We start from the raw sequence: 22906 nt of genomic DNA, 5'->3' as shown, positions 1-22906 counted from the left end.
ATGAAAACGAAACAAATAATGGGTATAATCGCATTCGTTATCGTTGGAAGTATTGGGCTTCTTATCTTTATCATATACGCTACGGTGAAGACAAAATCCACAAGCCTTAATAAGTACGAACCGTACAAAGAATGGGTGGGTAAGACGGTCACGATGAATAAGGAAACGATACTATTTAAAGACAAAATTCCGACGAACGACAACAGCGATTATCCATATAGTCTATTAGACAGCATGCATCCTCAATGGCGGTATGTTGATGAACGAAAAAGCATTGGTGATATCAAAGAGATAATGAGTTTTCCGACAGGTACAGTGGTGAAGTTGGAGAAGGCAATCCAATACACCAACGGTGTGTCAGGTTCATCCTACCCGACGATCTTTGGAACAATAACTGTTGATGGGATTGATTACAAAGTAGGTTATCAATGGGGAGAACGCGACCTGAGCAAGGCATTCGAGAAAATCGAAAAATGCTGGTTTTTTCATCAGGCACCCTGGCAGACTTCTGCCGACAGGTATTTCTATGCGTTGCCTACGGCTGGTTTTTGGTAAAAGAGTAACAGTTGAACACAGTAAAAAATTATAGAATTCCAAATAATTTCACTCGTATGAATCCAATAAATATTTTGTTTTTTGCAATTGCTTCCATTATCGGAATGGAAGATGCTAGTATTGTCAGTCGAAAAGTGAGCATTACAATTAATCCTGTTGACAAAACTTTTGAAATTCTACAGGAAGATCTTTTTTCAATTATTATATTACCGGATGACAGCCTGAGGGTAGCAAATGAATTAAGGAAAATCGTAGAATTCGGGACGGATGATAGAAAGACAAATATTAATGGTCTGACTATAGAAAAGATAGTTCTAATAGACGATAAGCAACAATTGAACGCTGCATTGAAAGGCAGTTACACTGATCCGAAAGTACTTGCTGAAGCGGGAATTTATTTTGATACGGTGACGCACGAATTTGGAATGATCAATATTCCCGACTGGAACATACGTTCATCTGACTCCGTATTGAAGGATGATACATGGGTTTGGACAAGTCAAAAATCATTCACATTTGTAATGGAACCCTTTCAAAGTATTCCGAAGGAGTATATTGAATATAGGCGGAGTATGCTGTCGTATTGGAAATAATGAATGGAAAGTCGAAATGTTTGATGTTTGAAGTTGATCTTAGAGAGAATTAGATATGGCATCTTCTTAACCGCTGCCAGATGTAAGAAACATACTCTCTGCACCTTTAAGAAAAGAAGTCATTACCAAATACAACCAATTGGATAATGAATATCTCACGAAAATAATATCGCAACCTGTTTGGTAAAATCTTAGGAAGAGATGCATTTTTTCGCGGTCCGATTTTGACGATTTTCAATAAAAATACCTGACTACAAGCTATCAAATTAGTTTTTATTCAAACTCAGCATGAGAAACGGAACAACAAAAGCAGACTACAACTTAGCAGTTGTAGTCTGCTTCAGGGATGTAAACGTCCAGTCCGAAAACTTCACGCAGCTGACCGGCATAGCTGTCAAAGGCATAACAATCTCCGTAGAAAACTGTATCTGTATGTTCCTTATCTTTTAGCTGAACCTCAAAGCTCGCATATCCCGGACCTTTGGCAGGCAACAGGTTATAAAAGCAGATCCGTTTTATATCATGTATATCATAGATCAGACACATTTCTTCACCAGCAAACCCTATTTTACCATTATTCTTATCCAACCAGATTCCACTTTTGTTACCAAGTGTTTTCCTGATTAAAGAAGGCAATGCAAATACATTTATATTTTTACGGTAGTCCTCAACGATCTCACTGGCTATACCCAATTTAATATACGCGTCCATATGCAAGTGATCATCTGTGTAATCCGGATGATCCAGCAAATCCGGGTAAGATCTGTTGTTCTGTATACTCAATGATGTGCTGCCATCATCATAGCCCTCTTCTGTATCATAAGTGTAAGAGATGGACAGCCATACATCCTCTATATCAAAGGTAAGGTACTTCTGGTCGTCACGTTCATAGCCACAGGCATCTATATCTATAGGAATATGTTGCATCCACTCTGCTTTGATTTCGTAATAACTCGTATCAGTATGTGCCTCGTTGTACAATGCACATATATAATGCTGTACCGCAATATCTGTACGTTCATTATCATAATAGGCTTCCAGACCTTCCACAACCATGTTACCTATACGTACCGGATAATCAAATACAAATACTTTAATATCGTAGTCCGATTTTTCAATATGCCCTACATTCAAAGTTTCCAATTCATCATACGATGTATCCCAGGACACAAAGTGAGGAGCTGATGTCATCACCTCAAAACCATCTGTATAATCTGCAACATCTCCTTGCAGAATGCTGTAATTACGGGAATATTTTTTCAGCCAGATCCGTTTCTTTATATCGTTTGTTTGTCCGGTCACCTTATAGAATACCGTATCATCAAAACCAAAACGTAAGGAGAGTTGGCGGTATACCGTATCAAAACCGTTCAAAAGCCCTGATATATAACATTGCCGGTGATCGAATAAAAAGAGATAAGGATCTCCGCCTAGCACTTCTGCATAAGCATATTTGAGTTTGCTCAGATCTACTTGTTCCATATTCCCGTATTCCAGGTAATACAGCTGCTCTCCTTCTATGTATATTTCTTTTTTATTCGCTGCAAACATATCTAATATTCCCATCTATTTCTCTTATCTGACTATTCCCATACCAGCTCCGCCTTATACAAGATCTTCTTATCTACTACATTATAATCTTTATCATAAGTAGCTGTATAAAAAATTAGATAAAGCGGTGTTTCTATATCCTTCAAAGATACTTGTTTATCCAGAGCCAGCAGATCTATTTTGGCAACAGTTCTGTTCGCAGTCCAATGATCCGGAGTTCCTTTTGGATTTCGATCAAAACGATGATCATCTGCTGCTGTAAAATACCAATAGCTAGGCGCATCATTACTTATAAACAGAGACTGTTCTGCATTAAAACGCCCTTCCGCCATACCTGTGTTCTCAAACCATTCAACCTCCAGATCAGCTTCACCGATTGCAGATCTGTAGACATCATCATCAGTCGTTGCTCCTATCAGGAAAGCATCTGTACCGGATACCTCTACCTGAAAAGTAAACGGCAATTTCCGCAAGGTATAACGATCTCCTTCAGCAACTATCTTTTTATTTTCCTGTATAATATTTACGTTTAACTCTTGTCCATAGGCAGACCACATATTCATGATAAGTGCTGCTATTCCTATTATTTTTCTGACCATCTTTTGCTTATTTGTATTCTTCACTTACTTCCATATTGTATTCTTTTGCATATGCTATCCATTGTTTAAATTTTTCAGGATCAGCATAGGCCGGATCATTTTTGTAATAGTATAATAATCTTTCCAAGCCGTAGAAATACTGCCCCTGAGACATTGCCTTCTCATAATTTTCAACAGATTTTTTCGCATTTTGCTTCACTCCGTACCCATAATCATATAGAATGCCATAGTAGATAGCAGAAAAGGTATCTCCATAATCTTTTCTAAGGTAACGCAACAGGTTTGTATAGTCTTTCTTTTGATAGTAGATCTCTGCCATATTCTCTACTCTAGGATGCCGCTTCTTTTCTGCTTTTCTGTAATAGTCCAGTGCCCGATCATAATCCTGCTCTACATGACCATAAAAATAGAGATCTCCCAGATTGGCCAGAGCTAATCCGTTCCCAAGCTCAGCTGCCTTTTGGTAAGCCACCATAGCTCTCTCCATATCTTTGGGGTAGCCTATTCCATTCTGATACAGATAGCCGATATCATTCCATGCTGCCGGAAAATCTTCCATAGCAGCCTGCTCATAATATGTGACACCTAATGGAATGTTTTCGAATTGTTCATTCATTGTATAGATACTTCCCAGTTCAAACATCATACGGGCACTCCCCTGTTCAGCACCCAATGTATATAGTCTGATCGCATTTTCCATATCAGCAGATCGGGCAAAGCGACTTGCTTTCAGATAAAGAGTTTCCTGATCAAAATAAGATTCGTAACCTTCACCTATACGTTGTGTCCAGCTCCGGTAGTAATCCAGAAAATAACGCTGATCATTTCCTCTCAGCGCATGATTATTCTCATGTAACTGTCCCATCTGATCGTTGCCGACTTCTTTGATCTGACGATCGTAATCCAGCGTCCACATAGTATCTCCTGCAAAAAGACATAAAAATTGAGTTTGATAATCTATCGCTTCACACACATAATCGTACAACTGGCTCATTACCTCAGTTTTATAATCATAATATCGCATGTGTGTCCCCTGCGTAATCCGCAGGAATTCCATATGGCAATGTTCGATCTTCGTATTTTCAACAGACAGGGGTATCAGCCATCTGTCTTGTAAGGCATCATAAAGACCATTAGCACCCTGATTTGTCACGATAAATACATCCGGCATATAATTGTTTAAGGAGTCAATCCCTATCCTTTCGACTCCCTCACCTCCCAGACGCATCACCTGATGACGGATATCGTAGATATACCAGGCTTTATTTTTGAGATAAGCTATACTGTTGTAATTATCCAATACAATAATCCGGTCAATTTCATCTTTGAAAACGGCACCTTCCGGACTCAACACGCTGATTTTTTTATGAAATTTATTGGGTTCTACCCAATAATAACCATCTGAAATATTGCGCAATACATCTTCCGGATAGGCTCCCATGTAAATACCGGATAAGGTATAATAATGTCTAAGCGCAGAACCCTTTTCCTTTTTTAAAACCAGATCAGGATATTGAAATTCGTAAGGAAAATCACTTTGTCCGGGGATAATCTGTTCATTTTTAAAATTTAAGAGTGTATAGACTCCATTCGTATTTGCATTAAAGAGTCCACGGTATAATTCTTCCAACTGCGTATATTGTACAGGAATACTGGAGTTCCCAGTCTTTAAATTGATAAGTCCTGACTTGCCTTGATTTATCACTATAGCGAAGAGTTCTTCTTCTATCAGAAAGGCATCGAAAGCATCCTCATACTGACAGGGAATAATGAGTTCCCCGTTATCTTTGAGATATCCGTACAAATCATCTTTCATCACGACAGCTACACCTTCGTTTGTAAAGTTGTAAATATCATCGTAAACTGGATTTACCAGAATATTCCCTTTATTGTCTTTGAGTCCATAATGTTCATTTTGTTCAAAAACTTCAGCTCCGCTTTCCTTATAAGCCTCTTCATTCCAGTATCCTAATCCATAATTGATCCAGTCATACTGCAGCATATCCAGAAATGTAGCATGACCCGACTGAACCAGTATATCATTCAAGAAACTCAGGTCCTTTTCAGCAATAGCCTTATAATAAAGTTCGGTTTTTTCACGGATCTCCACTACCCAATCTTTTGCCTGATTACTATGCTTTTCTTCGCTCATATTGAATACATCCGTTGCATCCATCACAAAAGTATCGTAGGGCAGATTTTCTAAAAAACTGAACATTGTATTTACCGGTTCAGTATATGCTTTTTCATGGAGAAGTTGATACGTTTCAGCCAGAAGATGGTAGAATTGACGCAGCGCAATAATCCCGGACTCCCGATCAAAATAAAGTCGGGTCCCTTTACTTCGCGGATTTGCAGAAAATAACGGAAACAGTAATTCAGGAATGACATAATTCCACTCGCCGAGATAATGAGGGTAATTCTGTCTCGTTTTCAGATCAATATTGTACGTATATATGCGGTGTGCCATATGTTATATTAATACTGTAAAATAACATAAAATTAGGAGTGCGGGATATCCCTGATTTCCGCTATTTTTTCCCTTTTTATCTGTCAAATATATTAAGCAATATTTTAAGTTCTGATGTAGCATCTGATTCCTTCTGATCGTTATCCATACAAATCAATTTATTCGTAAAAAACATGAAGAACCTATTGTTTACCCTGTGCACCCTTTTATTGGTGCTTTCCTGTAAAAAAGAAGAAGTATACAGTCCATGGAAATTAAAAAACGGGCAGATCGTTGAATTACAGGTCAGTCATAAATACGGTTCAACAGATAACCAATTATTGTTATTGCCAGGAAAGGAGTCTATAGATATATCTTTATATGACTTTAATGAACGGGAACCGGGATATAACTATAAAGTGAAGGCCAAAATGGTGGGACTCAAAGAACCACCGATGGATGGATCCTCTTATTACTTTGAATTTATGAAAGTGCTGAATAAGGAAAAATACAACGGAACTGAGACCTTTACCATCCCTCTTATTCGTTCTGCTATGCCCGGAGGACCTTATATCTTAATCCGTAAAAAAGAAGGCAAATATTATTTTGAGGGAGAAAAGCTCATCTTGAAACCATTGAATACTGAAGCTGCAGCAGAACTGGAGATGCTGTGGCAGGAACAAATGGATCTGGAAGCAAAATGGAAAGCAAATCAGAATGCAGTTCCAAAATGGCACATGGTCACTGCCAGAGTAAAACATGATCCGGATAATTTCGGAAAAGCCTATATAGTCGAGAAACTTACTTTTACGACCCTATAGTTCTTTACAAATACGGTCGGCTCAATAAAAATTGAGCCGACCGTATTTAAGCGTTATTTGGGTACATGGATATTTGCGTTTAACCTTTAGGTGCATACGGCAGAAGCGTAATAAATTCAAGCAGACCTGCTAAGAATTGCTGAACTTCCTTGTATATACTCTTCTGTTCATAGGGAACCTTTTTATTGCTGAGTACGGCTTCCTCCCATTTCATAAGTTCCTCTCTCCATTCCTTCCGTGTTCGGGTCCCAAACATTTCACTCAGATATTTCAAAGGTTTTTTGCCTTCCTTTACAGTCTGTAATGTTATCTCCTGAAGTATATGAGCCGGAATATTCCATTCCAACTCCGGATCTGTGTTGCTGGATATGCTATGTTGTAAAAATACATAAGCGCTATCTATTATAAATATAAAGTCATGGAAGTAATGGAGTACATTGGCCGGATCATGATGGTATTTCCAGAAATCATTATGGTACAACACTTTATACGAAGATGATAAGGCATGTTGCAAATCTTCTTTTTCAGAATAGGTAAACATATCCGTTAACTGATGCTGATATATATGAATTTGCCGTATACCAGCTGTGTCATCTTGTTGATATTTTTCCAGAATAAGAAGATCCTCAGCTGAACATTCTCTTCTCTTTTCCTGATCATGAATGATATATAAAGCATCTATAAGCCTGCTCAGGTAGTGGTAGCGATCAACCAGATATTCATTCAGAGAAGGTGAATATTCCACACATGTAGGATGTAATCCTTCAAAAAGAAATTCAAAAAGATCAATGCGGACTGAAAACAGTTTGTCTTCTCTATAAGATTGTAATACTATTTTATATGCATTTGGCAAAGCGTGTTGCTCTAAGGATTTGATGACAGGTCTTTTCGGATCCGTTTGCTTTGCCATAAATTTGTCTGACAAAGATGCCCTTATTTCCTGCTCCGGCCGTACAAGAGATATCAGCCAACCGGCTTCTATCAATCTCAAAATAGATTTATACAGATTACAGATTTTAAGAGGAGAATCATAGCGTGCCCAGTAATGCGGACGCATAGCCACTGTAACCAGATCCCATAAATGCTCCTGCATACGAAAGCAGGAAGAAGTATCTCCAAAAACATCATCCAATACAGTAAAAGGATTACGGATTTCTTCATCGGTCAGCAAGAGTGTATAATTTATATCATATGTATAATGTCTCATATACTTGGGCTTAGCGGAATACCTTTCTTATCTTACATGTTCACAACACCTTACGAAGAGAACTAAATAAGTTTTCAGAATCAATTAATTTAAAAAAACCAAACCCCTCCTTTTAAGAAAGTATCAAAAAATATGATACAAGTTACTTGCTTTGGCAGAAAAAACAATCTATCTTTAATGAGTTCAAAATATTAAAAACAATTGATTTAACCATTTGAGGCAAGGGGTTTCTTATGGAAGAGAGGTTGGCCTACAGACGAGAGCAAAGGTGCTTTCTCATTTCTTTTCTGTTATAGAAAGGAAATACTACGATTTCCGGTAAAAGGAATATCGTACAGCCTTTTTTGCTGTCTGTAATAGGATAAACGCCCTATTCTGGCGGACAGGATATGTTCTTTTTATGGAATTGCGCATCGTGCTGTACATCTGTTTCGGGATGTATATGACGATCGGGATTAATGGTTATGATATGAATAACGTATGTTTTCATAATCTCTCTCTTTAATTAGTATAGCGAAATATTCTATAAATGGTGTAAGGCTCAGATTTTACTGACAGTAAAAACTTTACACCGTATTTAACTTTCGCTACAGGATAAACAAATATACAAAGTTGATTTTAAAAATCAACAATAATTATGAAAGAAATTAAAACAAATCGAATAAAAGACGTTCTTGAAGAGAAAGGTGCAGTAAATAACGATCTGGTCAGACATCTCAATGTAAAGAAGGAAACGGTTTCGAGATGGGTTAACAATAAGCAACAGCCGACTGTAAATACCCTAAATGATATCGCCGAATACCTGCGTGTAGATATCCGTGACTTGCTGTATCCAAGTGACTGGAAAGATAGTAGTATACCTCCGTTCGAAAAAGACAAGAGCAAAAAGAAATAATAGTATTTAGGATTTCTAATCCTCTGTTTGAAATCATACTGAACTGATAAAAAAGCAATCTTTTTACTAAAAGATAATTACGGTATCTGCACAATCTTAATCAACAAATACAAAGGCTATGAATAGAAAAGACCAGATACAAAATGTACTTTCAGACGAAGTTCTTATTGATAAGATATACCTCATCAGAGGACAGAGAATTATACTGGATAGAGATTTAGCTCAACTTTATAATGTAGAAACGAGAGTACTCAAACAGGCTGTCCGTAGAAATATAGACCGGTTTCCTGAAGATTTTATGTTTGAAATGTCTGATACAGAGTTACAGGATTGGAGATCACAAAATGTGATCTCCAATCCTGATAAAAAGGGATTAAGATATTCTCCATTTTGCTTTACAGAACAAGGGGTGGCGATGTTATCATCTGTACTAAACAGTAAACCTGCTATTCATATTAATATACAGATAATGCGTATTTTCACGCGTATTCGTCAGTTTATTACCGATAACACTCAAGCTCAATTAGAAATCTTAGAACTAAGGAATACAGTAGAAATGATTATAAAAAAACAGAACAGCTATGACCAAAGCTTAGATACTCTGTTTAATTGTCTGGATCTCTTACACGATAAAATGGAGTTCAGAAAACAAGAAGAAATAGAGAAAATTGGTTTTATTATCGGGAAAAAGAAATAGCAAAAAATGGAACAGATACTTTTCTATAAACAAGTTTTGGAGGAAAAGGGATATGTCATTATCAATGCCGTATATTCAATAGAAGAAATAGATCAAATGATCATAAGTATTGAAAATACCGAAAGGAATAAAGATACATTCCGTCAATCTACCGATCTATTTGCTATCAGACAGGTTCTTAAGGAAATTCCGTCTCTTTATAATATTGTTTTCACCCCGAATCTCCGGAAAGTAATTAGTAACCTGTTCGGAAAAAACTATTTTTCAGTCAAAAGCATATATTTTGACAAACCTGAAACATCTAACTGGTATGTCGCTTATCATCAGGATCTGACCATTTCAGTGGATAAAAAACTGGACATACCGGGTTTTACGTCATGGACTGCAAAACAAAGACAATTTGCTGTGCAGCCTCCTTTGCCTGTTTTGGAAAATATCTTTACTGTCAGAATCCATCTGGATCAAACAAATGAAAACAACGGTGCACTGAAAGTAATTGAAAAGTCTCACCTCAAAAACATATACAGACCGGAAACAATCGATTGGCAAATCGAAAAAGAGTATACCTGCGATGTTGAATCTGGTGGAATTATGATTATGAAACCGTTGCTTCTTCATAGCTCAGGCCGGACAACAAATAATCGAAAACGAAGGGTTATTCATATAGAGTTTGCAGACCTTGAACTGCCAGATGGATTACAATGGTCTGAAAGAATAGATCTGAATACGGCATAAAATAGTCAAAACCGAATACAGCTAAATGAAAAACAACAGATATTAGCATTAATTAAGAAGTTCGTGATTACAGATATGAATGCCATTAAACAATTACTAACAGATATCGAACACAGACCCTGGGACATGCCTGCTTCAAAATGGCAGTATTATCAGGAATGGAATGATGCGCTATTTCTGCATTTTGAGATTGACTATGACCACCTTCGTAAGCTGGTTCCGGCTGCTTTGCATATCGATAGTTTTGATGGAAAATATTATATCTCTTTGGTAGCGTTTAAGATGCAAAATATACGTCCCCGAAATCTGCCTCCTGTAGGATTTATATCTGATTTTTATGAAATAAATGTCAGAACCTATATTGATAATGACCACAAAAAAGGTGTGTATTTTATCCACATAGAAGCAGAAAAAGCACTTTCCGCATTTGTAGCCCGAACGCTGTCCGGGCTTCCATACCAAAAATCTGTAATAGCACGCCAAACGGATCTGTATACAAATACGAATATAAAAAAGAATTTTAACCTGCATTCAGATTTTCAAATTCTCGATAAGGTAGCTGAAAAGTCCGCACTGGATCTGTGGCTGACAGAACGATACTGTCTTTATCTCGAAAAAAAATCCGGGTTATGGAGATATAACATCCATCATAAAGAATGGGAAATACATCATGTACATTTGACTAATCTGGAGGTTAACTATAATTTCGGAGATATTAAACTTTCTCCAATAAAAATGACTAAAGCGCATTATTCTCCAGGAGTAAAAGTGGTCTCCTGGAAGGCTGAAAAACTTTAGTCCCGATCCTCAAAAGGATTCTTCCTACAGTGCCATCAGTAAAATAAAAATTAAGAAGTATACAACTGTAAACCGTTCAGACCATTTTTCCTTATATCGATAGGTACACAAGACATTCAGACACAGGATCGTAAAATAAAAAATTAAGGTAAGGAACTGAACGAACAAACCCGGCTTTGTAATACTGTAAAATACATCAACGGCTTTATTTTTATTTCCAAATCCTATATAAAGAATCTGTTCTCCAGTATTTAGGTTTCCGGCATCTCCTTTCAGAATGTAAAAAATAATCGGAGCATTACTTTTAATCGGCTCATTCTTAAAGAGTGTTAATGTTCCTCTTCCGGGATGATAGAACATATTATCATACTCTGCCACACGAAATTTATAATATGGAATGCGTGTTCGGGTTTTTATTAGTTCGGTAACAGTACCAGTCACCGGAACTAAAGTATGATAACGATAAAGAGCTTTGAGAGGAATATACAGCATACCGATCACTGATATAAGAATAGTCCAAGATCTTAAGCTGTTCTTCATTAGTTTAAGGATTTATACGATTCTTCAATCTTTTCTTTACGAATCAGTTTCCCATCAAAGCTAAAGTAATAGTAGTGATCATCTTTTTTAAACTGCAACTCCTTCTCTGTCTTATAGACGTCTGTATATGTAGATGGGATGAGTACCTTTTTATGATAATCCATTAGTCCGTAATTATTTCCTTCTTTTATAACAAATGAAACCGGAGTAAGGTAGGAAATAGAAATATCTGCAGGCTGAAGTATATACGTACCTTGTGGATCTATTACAGCGGTTTTATTTCCTATTTCAGCCATAGCTAACAGGCTTCCGTTATATCCTTTTTCGAAAGCATAAATCTTATCAAATTCAAAACTCACCTTCACATTATTACGGGTATCTATTATACCGGATTTGTTATCCTTCTCGGCAACAATCAGATTCGCATCAATTGGATCTAACCAACTATATGCTAAAGGCACTGTTATTTGATTGCTTTTGTTGACGACTCCATATTTGTTATTCTTTCCGACAATAATTACGTCATTACTAATCGTTACAAAGCTGTAATTAGCCTCTAATGGAATAATAACCTTTCCCTTACTATTCAGTAATCCGTATTTTTCGGTGCCGGGAATATGCTCTTCCTTTCTTCGTCCGTCCGGGTAATGATCATGTTCGGCTCTCGAAACGATATAATATTTGTCGTCGATAAGATAGGTTGCCGTACAAAATTGCGGAGGAACGACTTCTGTTCCGTCTTCCAGATAATAACCGATATATCCCTGCTTTCTGTCATTCACGGGCACTAATACAGGATCTGTCTGTGCACTTACATACACATGCATGAATACCGTTATCAGCATAAGTAGGGTTTGTGTAGGTCTCATAATTCATGCAGTTTAGTAATATACATCTATAGTAGAGAGCATGGCCTGTATCTTTTCCTGCTGGACATTGTCCAGTCCCAGATCATGTAGATAGAACAAACCTCTCCATTTAATATTGTGCAGCGAATTGATAAAGGTTTTAGGATCTACCGGATTATTTCCGAAGTCTACAATTACTAATCCTTTCATTGCTTTCAGCTGATCAGGAAATGTCTTAAATGCATTGCCAGACAATGATAATTCTTCAAGTTTCAACAGCTTTGTTATAGAAGCAGGCAAAGTCGAAATATTGGTATAACGTATACTCAGATCAGTTAGTTCCGGGAGTTTGGCAAACTGATCGGGTATTGAATTTATTTTCTTAGGACTTTTCACCTGATTTCCAATCTGCAGAGGACCTGCTAAATAAAGTTTTGTCAACTTTGACAGCGAAAAAATCTCTTGCGGAAATTCTTCAAATCCTGTTCCATAAAGAGATAATAGTTCCAGATCAGACAACTGCACTATAGATGAAGGAAGGGCTTTCAAATGCTCATTGTAATCACACTTTAATATTTTAAGAGTAGTAAACTGGCCAATACTTTCGGGAATACTGTCCAGCTTATTTCTGGAAAGATCCAATACGCGCAATTTTTTGCTTGGGGATGATATCTTCGGTAGTTTAGTAAGATTGTGATGCAAGGTAAGCTCCTCTAAATGAGGAGTGAGATTAAATATCTTGTCAAGAATATCCTTATCCAATGGCGCACTTTCCCTATTTAATGCAAAGATCTCTATACATTTGATCTTATCAAGATCAAATGTATTTATTTCGGTGGCCTTATTGAGAAAGAGTGTCGAATCGTTTATTAATTTCAATTTCACTTCTCTTATTACAGCAGGGCTCATCACGATCTCCTGACAAATTGAAAGGACTGGCAATAAGAATAGTAGTGTCAGACTAAATAACTGTTTCATAATTATTGATTTGGAAGTATAGGAGCCGGAACTGTTGTAGTAGGAATAGCTTCATCACTCGCTGAATCAATTTTTTTCAAACCATTATATTTATAAGATTTATCTGGTTCTTCGCAAGTGGTATAAAACATACTTCCTGATGCCATATTCGCTTGTCCGTAATCAAATCGTTCCTGATAACCCGATTGAAGCTTATTGTACTTCCGGAGAAAGCGATCATCATTATACTCATTCTGTTTGTAGTATTCTTCATTTTCAAGATAGTCCTTACTGATGTATTGATTGGTCTTTGCATCGTAATCATATGCTTGGTCATCCGGATACGGAAAGCTGTTGTAATGGCGGTTGGCAAATATAGCGTCTTCCAGGTCTTTCTTTTTAAAATATTGATCTTTCCAATCTACTATAGCTGGCCATTCTTTGTCATCTTTGACATCATACTTTCGCGGAAATCCGTCACTGTCCTGATATCCGTCTCCCTTTAACCATAGTTCTCCGTCTTTATTATATACAAGGGCTGCAAAATCCTGATAAACAGATTTTGGTTTATTGTATATAACAATAAAGTCATTATACTCCGGAGCTATCGTATATAACCAGGAAACATTAGAATTTTCTATTTCTCCCTCCTGCTCACCGCCTCCCTGAGAAAGACTAAGTTGCTGAAAACGATGCGCTCTTTTATATACGAACGGAGCATCAAAACAATTCGCGTCTTGATTGAAAACCCGTTGTATACCCCCCTTATCAAATTGGGCAAAAGTAGTTCCGTCTTCAAAACCTGTGAAATTAATGCTTACGCTATCGGCCAGACTTCTATTCTCGTAAGCAAAAACTTCAAATAATTCAGGCTTATCCGGATAAAAAAGAAGATGGTCTTTCTCGAAACGATATGTACCAAATACAGCCGTTGCATATCCGTAAAGCAAAAAATGCCCGTCATCAAAAAGACAAATGCCTTCATTTCCTCCATAACGTCCTTCATATTTTTTATATCTGTTATCGTTTGGATTCTGTGCAGATAGATAAGATGCAGAAAGTACCATAAGTAAGATTATTATTTGTTTTTTCATACGACTTAAGATTGTAACGGCAGTTTATTTTGTGGTTTTGATTCCCGTAGCTATTGTATCAGCATATTCCGACATCTGTAATTTGATATTCCCGTTTTCTAACACCGTAAATTTTAATGCACTATCCATTCCTCCTTGTCTGATACCCTGAAACTCATTTGCCGAAACAGGGTAAAAACGCAGATCCAATCTGGTTCTGGAAGTATTATAAATAAGATGACCGTCTACATATGTCACCATATGATCTTCATCCGGATCTCTATTATCTTTATACCGGCCTTCATATTTTTTTATATCTGCTTCGGAAAGCTGGACCTTCTTTCTGAATTCTGTTTTCAGAGGCCGATTTTCCAATATCTGTGTGATATTGTTAAAAGGATACGAACCTAATTTAAAATTCTCTAACACAAGTACCATTCTGTCTTTGACCACATCCCGGTAAAGAAGAGCTACATATCCACCCCAATTTCCAACATTTCCATAGGTGAAAATATTTTCTTTCTTTGTCAGATCAAAACCAAAACCATAGGGAATATTTTTACCATAGGCATTCTGTGTTACTTCTGTCATCTCCTCAAACTCTTGTTTACTAAGCAGTGTATTTGCTTCTAAAGCATTGAACCAGCTGTAGATATCTTTTACATTCGAACTGATCTTGGCTGCACCTACAATTCCATCCAGGAAATAGACTTTTTTTTCATTGTAAGCGGTATCTTCAGGTACTACCTTACGGAAAGAGTTACGTGCCCACACATAACCGGTAGCATAATTCTTTATATTGCGGGGATGGAGTCTGCTGTTATACACAAATGTGCTGTTCATCTTTAAAGGCTTAAAAATATGATCAGCCATAAAATCTGCATATTTCTCGCCTGATACACGTTCAATAATAGTGGCGAGCAACGCATAACCTGTATTATTGTAACGATACAGATTCTTTGGTTTGAATTGCAAAGAATCCTTTCTTTCTGCATAAAACCGGATCAGATCATCGTTAGTTGCAATCCGGCTATCGTCCCACTGCTTTGGCATATCAATAATAAATTCGGGCAGACCACTTGTATGACGCAGCAAATCATAAATAGTAACTTTATTCCAGAACCCGAGTTCAGGCAGATACTTTTCTATTGAATCTTCATAGTGCAACTTTCCTTGTCTTTTGAGCAGAACAATAGCTGCCGCGGTAAACTGTTTGGAAGCGGCTCCCAATTCAAATATTGTCTCCGGATTATTATACTCTTTCGTCGCTTCATTGGAATAGCCATAACCTTTTTCAAGTAGAATATTACCTTTATCTGCTATAAGAACTACTCCGTTAAACTGATTCTGCTCGTTCATCATAGAAAATATGCTGTCGAGTTGTTTACTCTGTTTTTGTTGCTGCTGTGCAAAACAAATGTTTACAAGTACAGACAATACGAGTATAATATTGATTTTTTTCATGTATAGGTTGACGAATATTATTTATTCGTTTCTATTTTTCAACAACAATAGTGCCTGCAATCATATCGTGAGCAGCTTTTCGTTTGTCATTGAATAATAGAATAATTGGAAGAACAGGAATACATTTGACTATACTCCTTACAAAATACTGAAATACAGACAGCTTACTGCCTTCATTATCCGAAATAATTTTAATAGACAGGGCTTTCTTACCTATAGTACCCTTAAAAAGTAATTCCATCAGGAAGAAATAAAGTATCCATAACGGGAAGAATAACAGGTAAAATTTGTTGTCAAAATAGTCCGGTAAAAGTTTGCTTAGGAAAGCTAATGGAAAATTAAGTAATGTTAAAACAACCATATCTATCAGGTAACTTCCAAAACGCTTGCCTGCGGATGCCAAAGGAGCTTCCAGACTGTCTATCACCGCTGTTGAGGAGGTATATTCAGAAGCCGGTAATACGGTAGAGGGAATATATGCAGTCTTACAAAACGTACACTCCAGTGTATCTCCCAATTTGCCCAAAGGAATAATCGGAATAAAAAATAAGGAGAAAAATCTCTGATTTTGTTTCAACTGATATGTGCGTTGAGTATTACATCTAGCGCATTCGAATTCTCCGGTTTTTACTGTTTTACCTACGGATTTTGTACCAAAAATGACAAGCATAAGATCTGTATTAAGTATTAAAAAAATAAATATAAACTCCTTATTTTAAATATTTTAAACCCTTTATAGAGGAATAAAAATCATAATAATACTCAAATAAACAATATTTTTTCTATTTGCTATCGATGTATTTTATATTCGCATCAGATGACCCTATATTCGTTGTTTATTTTATCATAATTGCCAGACAACCTTTGTCTTAAGTTCTTCACATTATTTTGTATTGATGATCGTTTTTGCTGTCGATACACTATAAAAATTAAGTTTCTGTTCCTCAAATTTTTGATATAAAACTTTGAGTACATCATTTCTGAAAGGTCCTGCATTTGCCGCAGCATTAATCCAGCAGCCCAGATTGAGATAGATCATATCTTCACTGACATCCTGCACACTTACATTAGTCCCGAGATCTTTGAGACAGTACGTACTGCTCTCCATGGCTTCAACGATCCAGCTGGTCGCTTCCGCAAGGTCAACCCTGCGGTCAACCTGTATTGTAAAACTTGTACGGCTGTAATCCTGAGACAACGTCCAGTTAACCAGCCTCCCAGATAATAAATCCCCATTCGGAATAATAACATCTGCGCCATCGCCGGTCTGCAATACGCTGGCGCGAATACCAATCTCTTTAACCCTCCCCTTTTTATCCGCCAGTTCAATCTGGTCTCCTACCCGGAAAGGCTTGTCAAAGACCAGAATGATACCTGACACAAAGTTATTGATGATATTCTGCATACCTAAACCAATACCCACACTCAATGCCCCAATGACAACCGTAAGTTTATCCAAACTCATTCCGAGAGCGGAAATTGCAAAAAAGAAGCCTATCAGAATAATAGCTAACCGAAATAAAGGAAATAAAGTCAGTTTCTGGTTGTAGTCTCTGTTCAGTTTACCATTTTCACCACCAAGAATCAGCAGGCTAATATTTTTCTGAAGCCAGTTGGTTACGAAAAGTAACAATACAGCAATACCCATATTTCCTATGGTAAATGACAAATTACCAATCTTGCGGATTTTGTTAAAAAACAGATCACTTGAAGTCAGCAGACGCTCTATAAACTGCAAATTGTTGGCAAAGACTATAATGGCCACTATAATACACAACAGTCTGAGGATGTCGGACAGAACTTTGATTGTGCGCTGTTCATTAAAACGACTCCAGAACCCTCCTTGTATACGATCTTTTTTAAACTGATTCCGTACATCGCGGCGGATCATTTCCGTAAAAAACTGTAGTGTAAATGATTGCGCAAAAGCTACTGCACAAGCCACACTAAAGCTACGTGCCAGATCTACATATCCGAGTGTATTGGAAACAATAGCCAGAATACTTAACACTATAACCAGCAGATATACAAAAGTGCCGATATAGCCCGGAGATTCCGGATTGCGAATCTTTTTCTTTGTATAAATCACCAGAACCAGCGCAATCAGGTTGAATAGAATACATACTCCTCTAAGGAATAATCCATCATTGACAATCAGATTGGCAATAACAACCAAACTGTAAAACAAAAATATAAAGGCCAGCATCTTACGCTGTGTTCTGGATAGCTTGTCCAGCAGTAACAAGCTGAATAAAATCATGATCACAAGCTGAGAGGCCTGTATAAGAAAAGTAGGTGTGATAAATTTAACCAACGGTAGCAATGTCAGTAGAAAGATGACTCCTTTCCCCAAAATACGCAGTAGTTTCCATGGATTACTGATCACTATGCGTCTCTTGTCGCCGGCGGCTTTTCTGGAAATAAATTCAACATTAAAAATCCAGTAGATATACCCTAATGTCAATACAATAAGTAAGATGCGCGATCCCCAGTCTGTATGATTGACATATAAATTAAGTGACCGTGTACTCGCATAGTTTTGCTTTATACTGTTTACAATATCATTTTTTGTGATTCCTTGTGTATGCGCACGCCAAAGCGAGCTTTTTGTTTTAACAGTTTCGGACTCATCAGATACACCATATGATGTAATGGCTTCGTTTATATCAGCGCTTATGGAGGGTGATTCGGAAATCATTTTTTTGATCTTTAATTCGATCGTATGCAGAGAATCCATCTTTGCACTTAATTCCATTTCCGAATGGCTTAGTGTATTATTGAGTACCGGATTTGCCAGCAAAGTTGTTTCATATTTCCTTTTCAATTCATGAAACTTATCTCTTGTGGAAATTAATCCCAGATTATAATTATTGATCGTATGCTCCATAGATCGAAGACGCACCATTTCAGCCGTTGCATCCTGATGCCATTTTTGTAGCGAGTCCAGAGAAGTACTATCCGATATTCCTGCATACTTTTTATAATTATCTTCTATTTTTGATACTACAATAGCGATATCCTTTGCCCGAATATTCGTAATGTATTCTATATTCAGGCTTTTCATTCCTGACTGTAAAGCTTCCAGATTATTAGACAATGAATCCGGATGAGTAGTCGATATAGAAACGGAATCCTGGGAATAAGCTGATCCGAGATACAATAAAAACGAAAGAAAAACCAATAACTTCTTCATAATTCTGTTATGCATATGAACAAAAATAAACTTTTAATAACAGGATACCCATCTACTTTTCGAAATCAAGAAACAAAAATCCAACTCCAAAAGTTAAGGTCATCATAAGTTACAACAAAAAACTCCTGAAACGGATTGGTTTCAGGAGTACTGTTTAAAGAAATAACGTTTTTAAAAAGTTTCAGTGCTACAGTTTGTTCCACAACCCGGGATCGTCTGTCTGCACAACTCTGACAAAAGGATAACGCTGTATAAAATCTCTGTATACAGCTATTCCATTCTGTGAAGCCTTATCATCTGTCTCGCCTAAGCTATTGATCCAAAAGAAGACTCCTTTCTTTTTCTGTTCATTAAGATAATCCTTATCGGTAAAAGACTCGTCAATATGAATAATATGCGTCAATCCGGATTTAAGAATTTCTTTCAGGTCCTCCATATTACGGGCACGCGGAAAAAGAGTAATTTTCGGATTAAGTTTGTGCAAAGCATGCATATCAAGGTGATCATACAAAAAGAACATAACTTCATCTTCCATCTCTTGTTGGCGGATGAGTTCGTACGTTTTTTGCATGAATTCCTTACGCTCTTCCTTAAAGTCGATATCCATCACAATCTTTCCTTTACAAGCCTTCAATGCTTCTTCCAAAGTAGGTATGCGGTGTCTCCCTGCTTCACCATGCGCTGTCTCTCTAAGATAAAGCTGTTGAATCTCTGCATAGGTCTTGCTACTCACCTTCCCATTCCCGGTAGTAGTACGGTCGAGTGTTTTGTCATGCATCAGAATAAGAACTCCGTCTTTGGTGCTGCGTATATCCAATTCGACAAACGTTACCCCAAGCCGGATAGCTTCTTCAATAGCAGCTATTGAATTTTCGGGTGCAGTACGATGTGCACCTCTATGTGCAGCAATATGAATGTGATCAGGCGCCAGCTTATCTAACATAGCTGAAGGCTGCGCAAAAGCAGAAACAGAATTATTGAAAACCAGCAATAACAGAAGTACAGTTGTTTTTATATACGTGTTCATATCCTACTTTTTAGACAATTCAAAAGAATCGAAAAGTTCACCATTCAGTTTATAACTCTTAAAATATAAGCGGTCTCCGGTCATCCTGATCACCTGATAGAGTTGTGTGTTTTGGGCAGATACATCCATCCATCGTTCTGAATCTGACTGATACATCTTAGGACCGGCTACAGAAAGCAGATATACAGGTCGTTCCCTGCCAGCCGCACCGCGTGCATAAGTGTGATCGTGTCCCTGCAAAACCAGATCAACGCCATACTTCTCAAATACAGGTTTGAAACGCTCGCGTAAAATCGTATTATCTCTGTTTTTGGCCGTTGAATATACCGGATGATGCATAATCACAATATTCCACTTTTTAGAAGAGTTAGCTAAGACTTTTTCCAGCCACTTTTCCTGTTCCAGGGCAGCAGAAGAATCTAACATGATCAATTGAGAGTTTAATGAAATAAGGCGAACATCCTGATAATCCAGAAAATATACCGCATCCTGTAAATGCTGAGGTCCGTTTTTTGGAAGTTGAAACTGTACTTTCCAATGCGGATCTAATACCAATTGTCCAAGTGAGTCTCTCTTGTATTCGTGATTACCCGGAGTCGGTACTGCCGGTATCATCTGATGAATAAATCCGGCTCCTTCGTACCATTCTCCCCATTCACTATCCGTATTGGATCTGTTTATGAGATCGCCTGCATGCACAATAAATCTGGCATCGGGCTCCTGCTGAAATGCTTTTCTGATCGTCCGGGACCAACGGGAGCGCAGATCATTCTGTGCATCTCCCAGATAGATAAACGAAAAATCCTCCTTAGCTCCTGCTGTCCGAAATTGATTCCATGAACTCCAGGTGGAACCGTCTCCGACCCGGTATACATAAGTTGTTGCGGGTTTAAGTCCCCGAAAGGTAACATGCTGATAGGTATCCTTACCACCCTCTGCCAATACTAAGTTCATTTGCTGTCCTTCCACTGTCTGGGCTTTTTCTTCCAGTTCAGGATGGCTGTTTTCCTCAACAATCTGTCCCAGAGCTTTAGTACTGTGTTGGGGGCTACGCCAGCTGACAGACTGTGTGACAGCGGGATCATCCGACCAGGTAAGCATAATACGATCCGGATAATTTACAATTTCCGGCCGTTGTGCTGCAGCCATAGACAGGCTACAGCACAGACCGAATGTGATAAATAGAGTTCTTAATTTCATTTTGATTGTGATATAAATATAATTTACCAGGGTTTATTAGTTCCCTGTAACAGCCAGGGTTTCGACCAGGCGCTATTCTCATTGTCAGCCTGCGAATATTGTGTTTTCTCAATACGGCGAAGAGCTTCTTCTGCATTAGCCTGATTGACACTCATCTCATTTTGCATATAAGGAATACGAACAGGCAACTGTGTGCGTATGGCAGCCGGACCAGCTTTCAGATTCGGGAATCCCGTGCGACGGTAATCAAACCAGGCTTGCGCTGCGGTAGTCCAGCCGGAAATCCACTTCTGTTCGAGAATCTGCGCCTGAGAATTGGCATATGCAACTGTATTTTGCTGTATGTAGGCATTATACTCCGCACCTTTTCCCCAACTATCCAGTGAATTTTTAATCCCTTGTTCGTAATAGATTTTAGCTGTTGATGGTAATGACCAGCCTTTCCACGCTGCTTCAGCCAGTATAAAACTGATCTCAGCCGCAGACAACAGTCTTGCTTTAAGCAACTCCCCTTTAGCTTCTTTGTAACGCTCATGCAAATAAGACACATGCGGATTCATGGATGTCTGCCCAGGAGTAGGATTAAGATTATAAGTTGACGGATTTTTGGAAACACTTGCCGGCAATCCTACGTATTGCGGATCTGTATCAACCATTATTCCCTGTACAACATCCGGAGAAACTATCCGAACGCCATTTTCGATTCTATCTGTTTTTGCAGGCAAATTATTGCGCACCTCTATCGGAATCTCAATCTTACTCGCCCAAACAGATAATCTGGGATCCTGCAGCGTCTGAAGCTTCTCTACCAGTGTAGCACACATTTTAATCCGTCTGTAATTGCTTCCGCTGGCATCAAAAACGGTATTAGACGGCCAGGAATTGGCCGGATTAGTTCCTACAAAGTCCATCTTCACTTCATCTGCCACATCCGTGATAATAGGATAACGGTCAGGCTGTGCAGCAATCTTTTCTATTCCCTGACGTGCATAATCCGGTTGTTTTTCGGACAAGCGCATATAATAACGTAAGGCCAGTGAATTCGCAAATCGTCTCCATTTGGATGCCTTTCCTTTGAAATAGACATCCGCTTCAGGCAAAATGGATGTATATGCCGCATCCGGCTTGGACAACAAATCATTCGCCTGCAAGAGTTCTTCTATTATTCCCTTATAAATGGTTTCCTGGGAATCGTACTTGGGAAAACTGTATTTAACATCTCCCAGTTCGGCTTTCAGAGCGTCTGTATAAGGCGCATCTCCCCAAAGATCTGTAATCAATCCAAAAATATAAGCTCTCATTACCAGAGCTACACCTTGATGGAATTCCAGACCCAGACTTTCTGCACGCTTGCGAAGCAACTCATTATCCCGAAGCAAACCATAATAACCGTCCCAGCTTAATATGCCTCCGGTCCATTCGTAATCATTGTGCGAAGCAAACCATGCATCTAACTGCGTGTGCTGCACAACTCCTCCCAGATTTGTAAAACTCAGCTCATTATAACTGCTGCCTAAACCTGTAAGTACGGTGGGTAAAACCAGATTAGGATTAGCCTGTTCTTCACTGACACCATTTGGATTGATATTCAGTTCGGTAAGATCTTTACAGCTCCATACGCTGACACTTACCAAAACCAGCAATATTGGATATTTTAGTTTATTGAAATATTTCATGTGTGTTTTGTATTTCATTAGTCCGGTA

The 22906-nt window shown here is 38.0% G+C and carries 21 protein-coding genes; 7 read left to right on the top strand and 14 right to left on the bottom strand.

Annotation, left to right across the window (positions count from 1 at the left end; translation table 11 throughout):
- Together B4B65_RS10400 and B4B65_RS10395 are read left to right on the top strand one after the other, a co-directional pair.
- Positions 1-555 (top strand): hypothetical protein, encoded by a 555-nt coding sequence (locus B4B65_RS10400; RefSeq protein WP_201678976.1) that lies wholly within the window; start codon positions 1-3, stop codon positions 553-555.
- A 56-nt stretch (positions 556-611) separates the two neighbouring features.
- Positions 612-1148 carry a hypothetical protein gene (locus B4B65_RS10395; protein ID WP_201678975.1) on the top strand — a complete coding sequence of 179 codons (537 nt, stop codon included), beginning with the start codon at positions 612-614 and terminating at the stop codon, positions 1146-1148.
- Positions 1149-1469: 321 nt separating this feature from the next.
- On the opposite strand, the gene B4B65_RS10390 is transcribed toward B4B65_RS10395, so the two are convergent.
- The 3 genes from B4B65_RS10390 to B4B65_RS10380 are packed head-to-tail and all read right to left on the bottom strand — an operon-like array spanning position 1470 to position 5768.
- Positions 1470-2714: a hypothetical protein gene (locus tag B4B65_RS10390; protein ID WP_293915591.1), complete on the bottom strand. Its 1245-nt coding sequence runs from the start codon at positions 2712-2714 to the stop codon at positions 1470-1472.
- Positions 2715-2731: 17 nt separating this feature from the next.
- Positions 2732-3298: a hypothetical protein gene (locus tag B4B65_RS10385; RefSeq protein ID WP_293915590.1), complete on the bottom strand. Its 567-nt coding sequence runs from the start codon at positions 3296-3298 to the stop codon at positions 2732-2734.
- Between the two features lie 7 nt (positions 3299-3305).
- Complete coding sequence (locus B4B65_RS10380; protein ID WP_293915589.1) at positions 3306-5768, bottom strand: SEL1-like repeat protein; 2463 nt, start codon at positions 5766-5768, stop codon at positions 3306-3308.
- Positions 5769-5941: 173 nt separating this feature from the next.
- Here B4B65_RS10380 and B4B65_RS10375 point away from each other — a divergent pair, with 173 nt between their 5' ends.
- Positions 5942-6568 (top strand): hypothetical protein, encoded by a 627-nt coding sequence (locus tag B4B65_RS10375; RefSeq protein WP_293915588.1) that lies wholly within the window; start codon positions 5942-5944, stop codon positions 6566-6568.
- Positions 6569-6647: 79 nt separating this feature from the next.
- Here the strand turns inward: B4B65_RS10375 and B4B65_RS10370 are convergent, their stop codons facing one another.
- On the bottom strand, positions 6648-7775 hold the full coding sequence (locus tag B4B65_RS10370; protein ID WP_293915587.1) for a hypothetical protein: 1128 nt from the start codon (positions 7773-7775) through the stop codon (positions 6648-6650).
- A gap of 637 nt (positions 7776-8412) precedes the next feature.
- Between B4B65_RS10370 and B4B65_RS10365 the strand changes: the two genes are divergently transcribed.
- From B4B65_RS10365 to B4B65_RS10350, 4 genes are all read left to right on the top strand, one after another.
- A complete protein-coding gene (locus B4B65_RS10365) occupies positions 8413-8670 on the top strand; it encodes a helix-turn-helix transcriptional regulator (protein WP_201678970.1) in 258 nt (85 codons plus the stop codon).
- A gap of 118 nt (positions 8671-8788) precedes the next feature.
- Complete coding sequence (locus tag B4B65_RS10360; RefSeq protein WP_293915586.1) at positions 8789-9367, top strand: ORF6N domain-containing protein; 579 nt, start codon at positions 8789-8791, stop codon at positions 9365-9367.
- A 6-nt stretch (positions 9368-9373) separates the two neighbouring features.
- On the top strand, positions 9374-10102 hold the full coding sequence (locus B4B65_RS10355; protein WP_293915585.1) for a phytanoyl-CoA dioxygenase family protein: 729 nt from the start codon (positions 9374-9376) through the stop codon (positions 10100-10102).
- A gap of 75 nt (positions 10103-10177) precedes the next feature.
- Positions 10178-10900 (top strand): YqjF family protein, encoded by a 723-nt coding sequence (locus B4B65_RS10350; protein WP_293915584.1) that lies wholly within the window; start codon positions 10178-10180, stop codon positions 10898-10900.
- 24 nt (positions 10901-10924) lie between these two features.
- Here B4B65_RS10350 and B4B65_RS10345 read toward each other — a convergent pair whose 3' ends face one another.
- The 10 genes from B4B65_RS10345 to B4B65_RS10300 all read right to left on the bottom strand — a co-directional run bounded on the left by B4B65_RS10345 (position 10925) and on the right by B4B65_RS10300 (position 22896).
- A complete protein-coding gene (locus tag B4B65_RS10345) occupies positions 10925-11440 on the bottom strand; it encodes a hypothetical protein (RefSeq protein ID WP_293915583.1) in 516 nt (171 codons plus the stop codon).
- Positions 11440-12309, bottom strand: a complete 870-nt coding sequence (locus B4B65_RS10340) for a WG repeat-containing protein (protein ID WP_293915582.1) — start codon at positions 12307-12309, stop codon at positions 11440-11442. The genes B4B65_RS10345 and B4B65_RS10340 overlap by 1 nt, the downstream gene beginning before the upstream one ends.
- Positions 12310-12321: 12 nt before the next feature.
- A complete protein-coding gene (locus tag B4B65_RS10335; RefSeq protein WP_293915581.1) occupies positions 12322-13266 on the bottom strand; it encodes a leucine-rich repeat domain-containing protein in 945 nt (314 codons plus the stop codon).
- A 2-nt stretch (positions 13267-13268) separates the two neighbouring features.
- Entirely contained in the window at positions 13269-14339 is a 1071-nt protein-coding gene (locus tag B4B65_RS10330; RefSeq protein ID WP_293915580.1) for a preprotein translocase subunit SecD, read from the bottom strand.
- A 24-nt stretch (positions 14340-14363) separates the two neighbouring features.
- Positions 14364-15782 carry a serine hydrolase domain-containing protein gene (locus B4B65_RS10325; protein WP_293915579.1) on the bottom strand — a complete coding sequence of 473 codons (1419 nt, stop codon included), beginning with the start codon at positions 15780-15782 and terminating at the stop codon, positions 14364-14366.
- Between the two features lie 31 nt (positions 15783-15813).
- Positions 15814-16452, bottom strand: coding sequence for an RDD family protein (locus B4B65_RS10320; protein WP_293915578.1), 639 nt, complete (start codon positions 16450-16452; stop codon positions 15814-15816).
- 213 nt (positions 16453-16665) lie between these two features.
- A complete protein-coding gene (locus B4B65_RS10315) occupies positions 16666-18975 on the bottom strand; it encodes a mechanosensitive ion channel family protein (protein ID WP_293915577.1) in 2310 nt (769 codons plus the stop codon).
- A 187-nt stretch (positions 18976-19162) separates the two neighbouring features.
- Positions 19163-20002 (bottom strand): glycerophosphodiester phosphodiesterase family protein, encoded by an 840-nt coding sequence (locus B4B65_RS10310; protein ID WP_293915576.1) that lies wholly within the window; start codon positions 20000-20002, stop codon positions 19163-19165.
- Positions 20003-20005: 3 nt separating this feature from the next.
- Positions 20006-21202: a purple acid phosphatase family protein gene (locus B4B65_RS10305; RefSeq protein WP_293915575.1), complete on the bottom strand. Its 1197-nt coding sequence runs from the start codon at positions 21200-21202 to the stop codon at positions 20006-20008.
- A 23-nt stretch (positions 21203-21225) separates the two neighbouring features.
- Entirely contained in the window at positions 21226-22896 is a 1671-nt protein-coding gene (locus tag B4B65_RS10300) for a SusD/RagB family nutrient-binding outer membrane lipoprotein (RefSeq protein ID WP_293915574.1), read from the bottom strand.
- Positions 22897-22906 lie beyond the last annotated feature (10 nt).

Origin of the sequence: Sphingobacterium sp. UBA5789 (assembly GCF_002418355.1) — a bacterium.
Taxonomy (GTDB): Bacteria; Bacteroidota; Bacteroidia; order Sphingobacteriales; family Sphingobacteriaceae; genus Sphingobacterium.
This window is presented reverse-complemented; position numbering and strand designations above follow the sequence as displayed.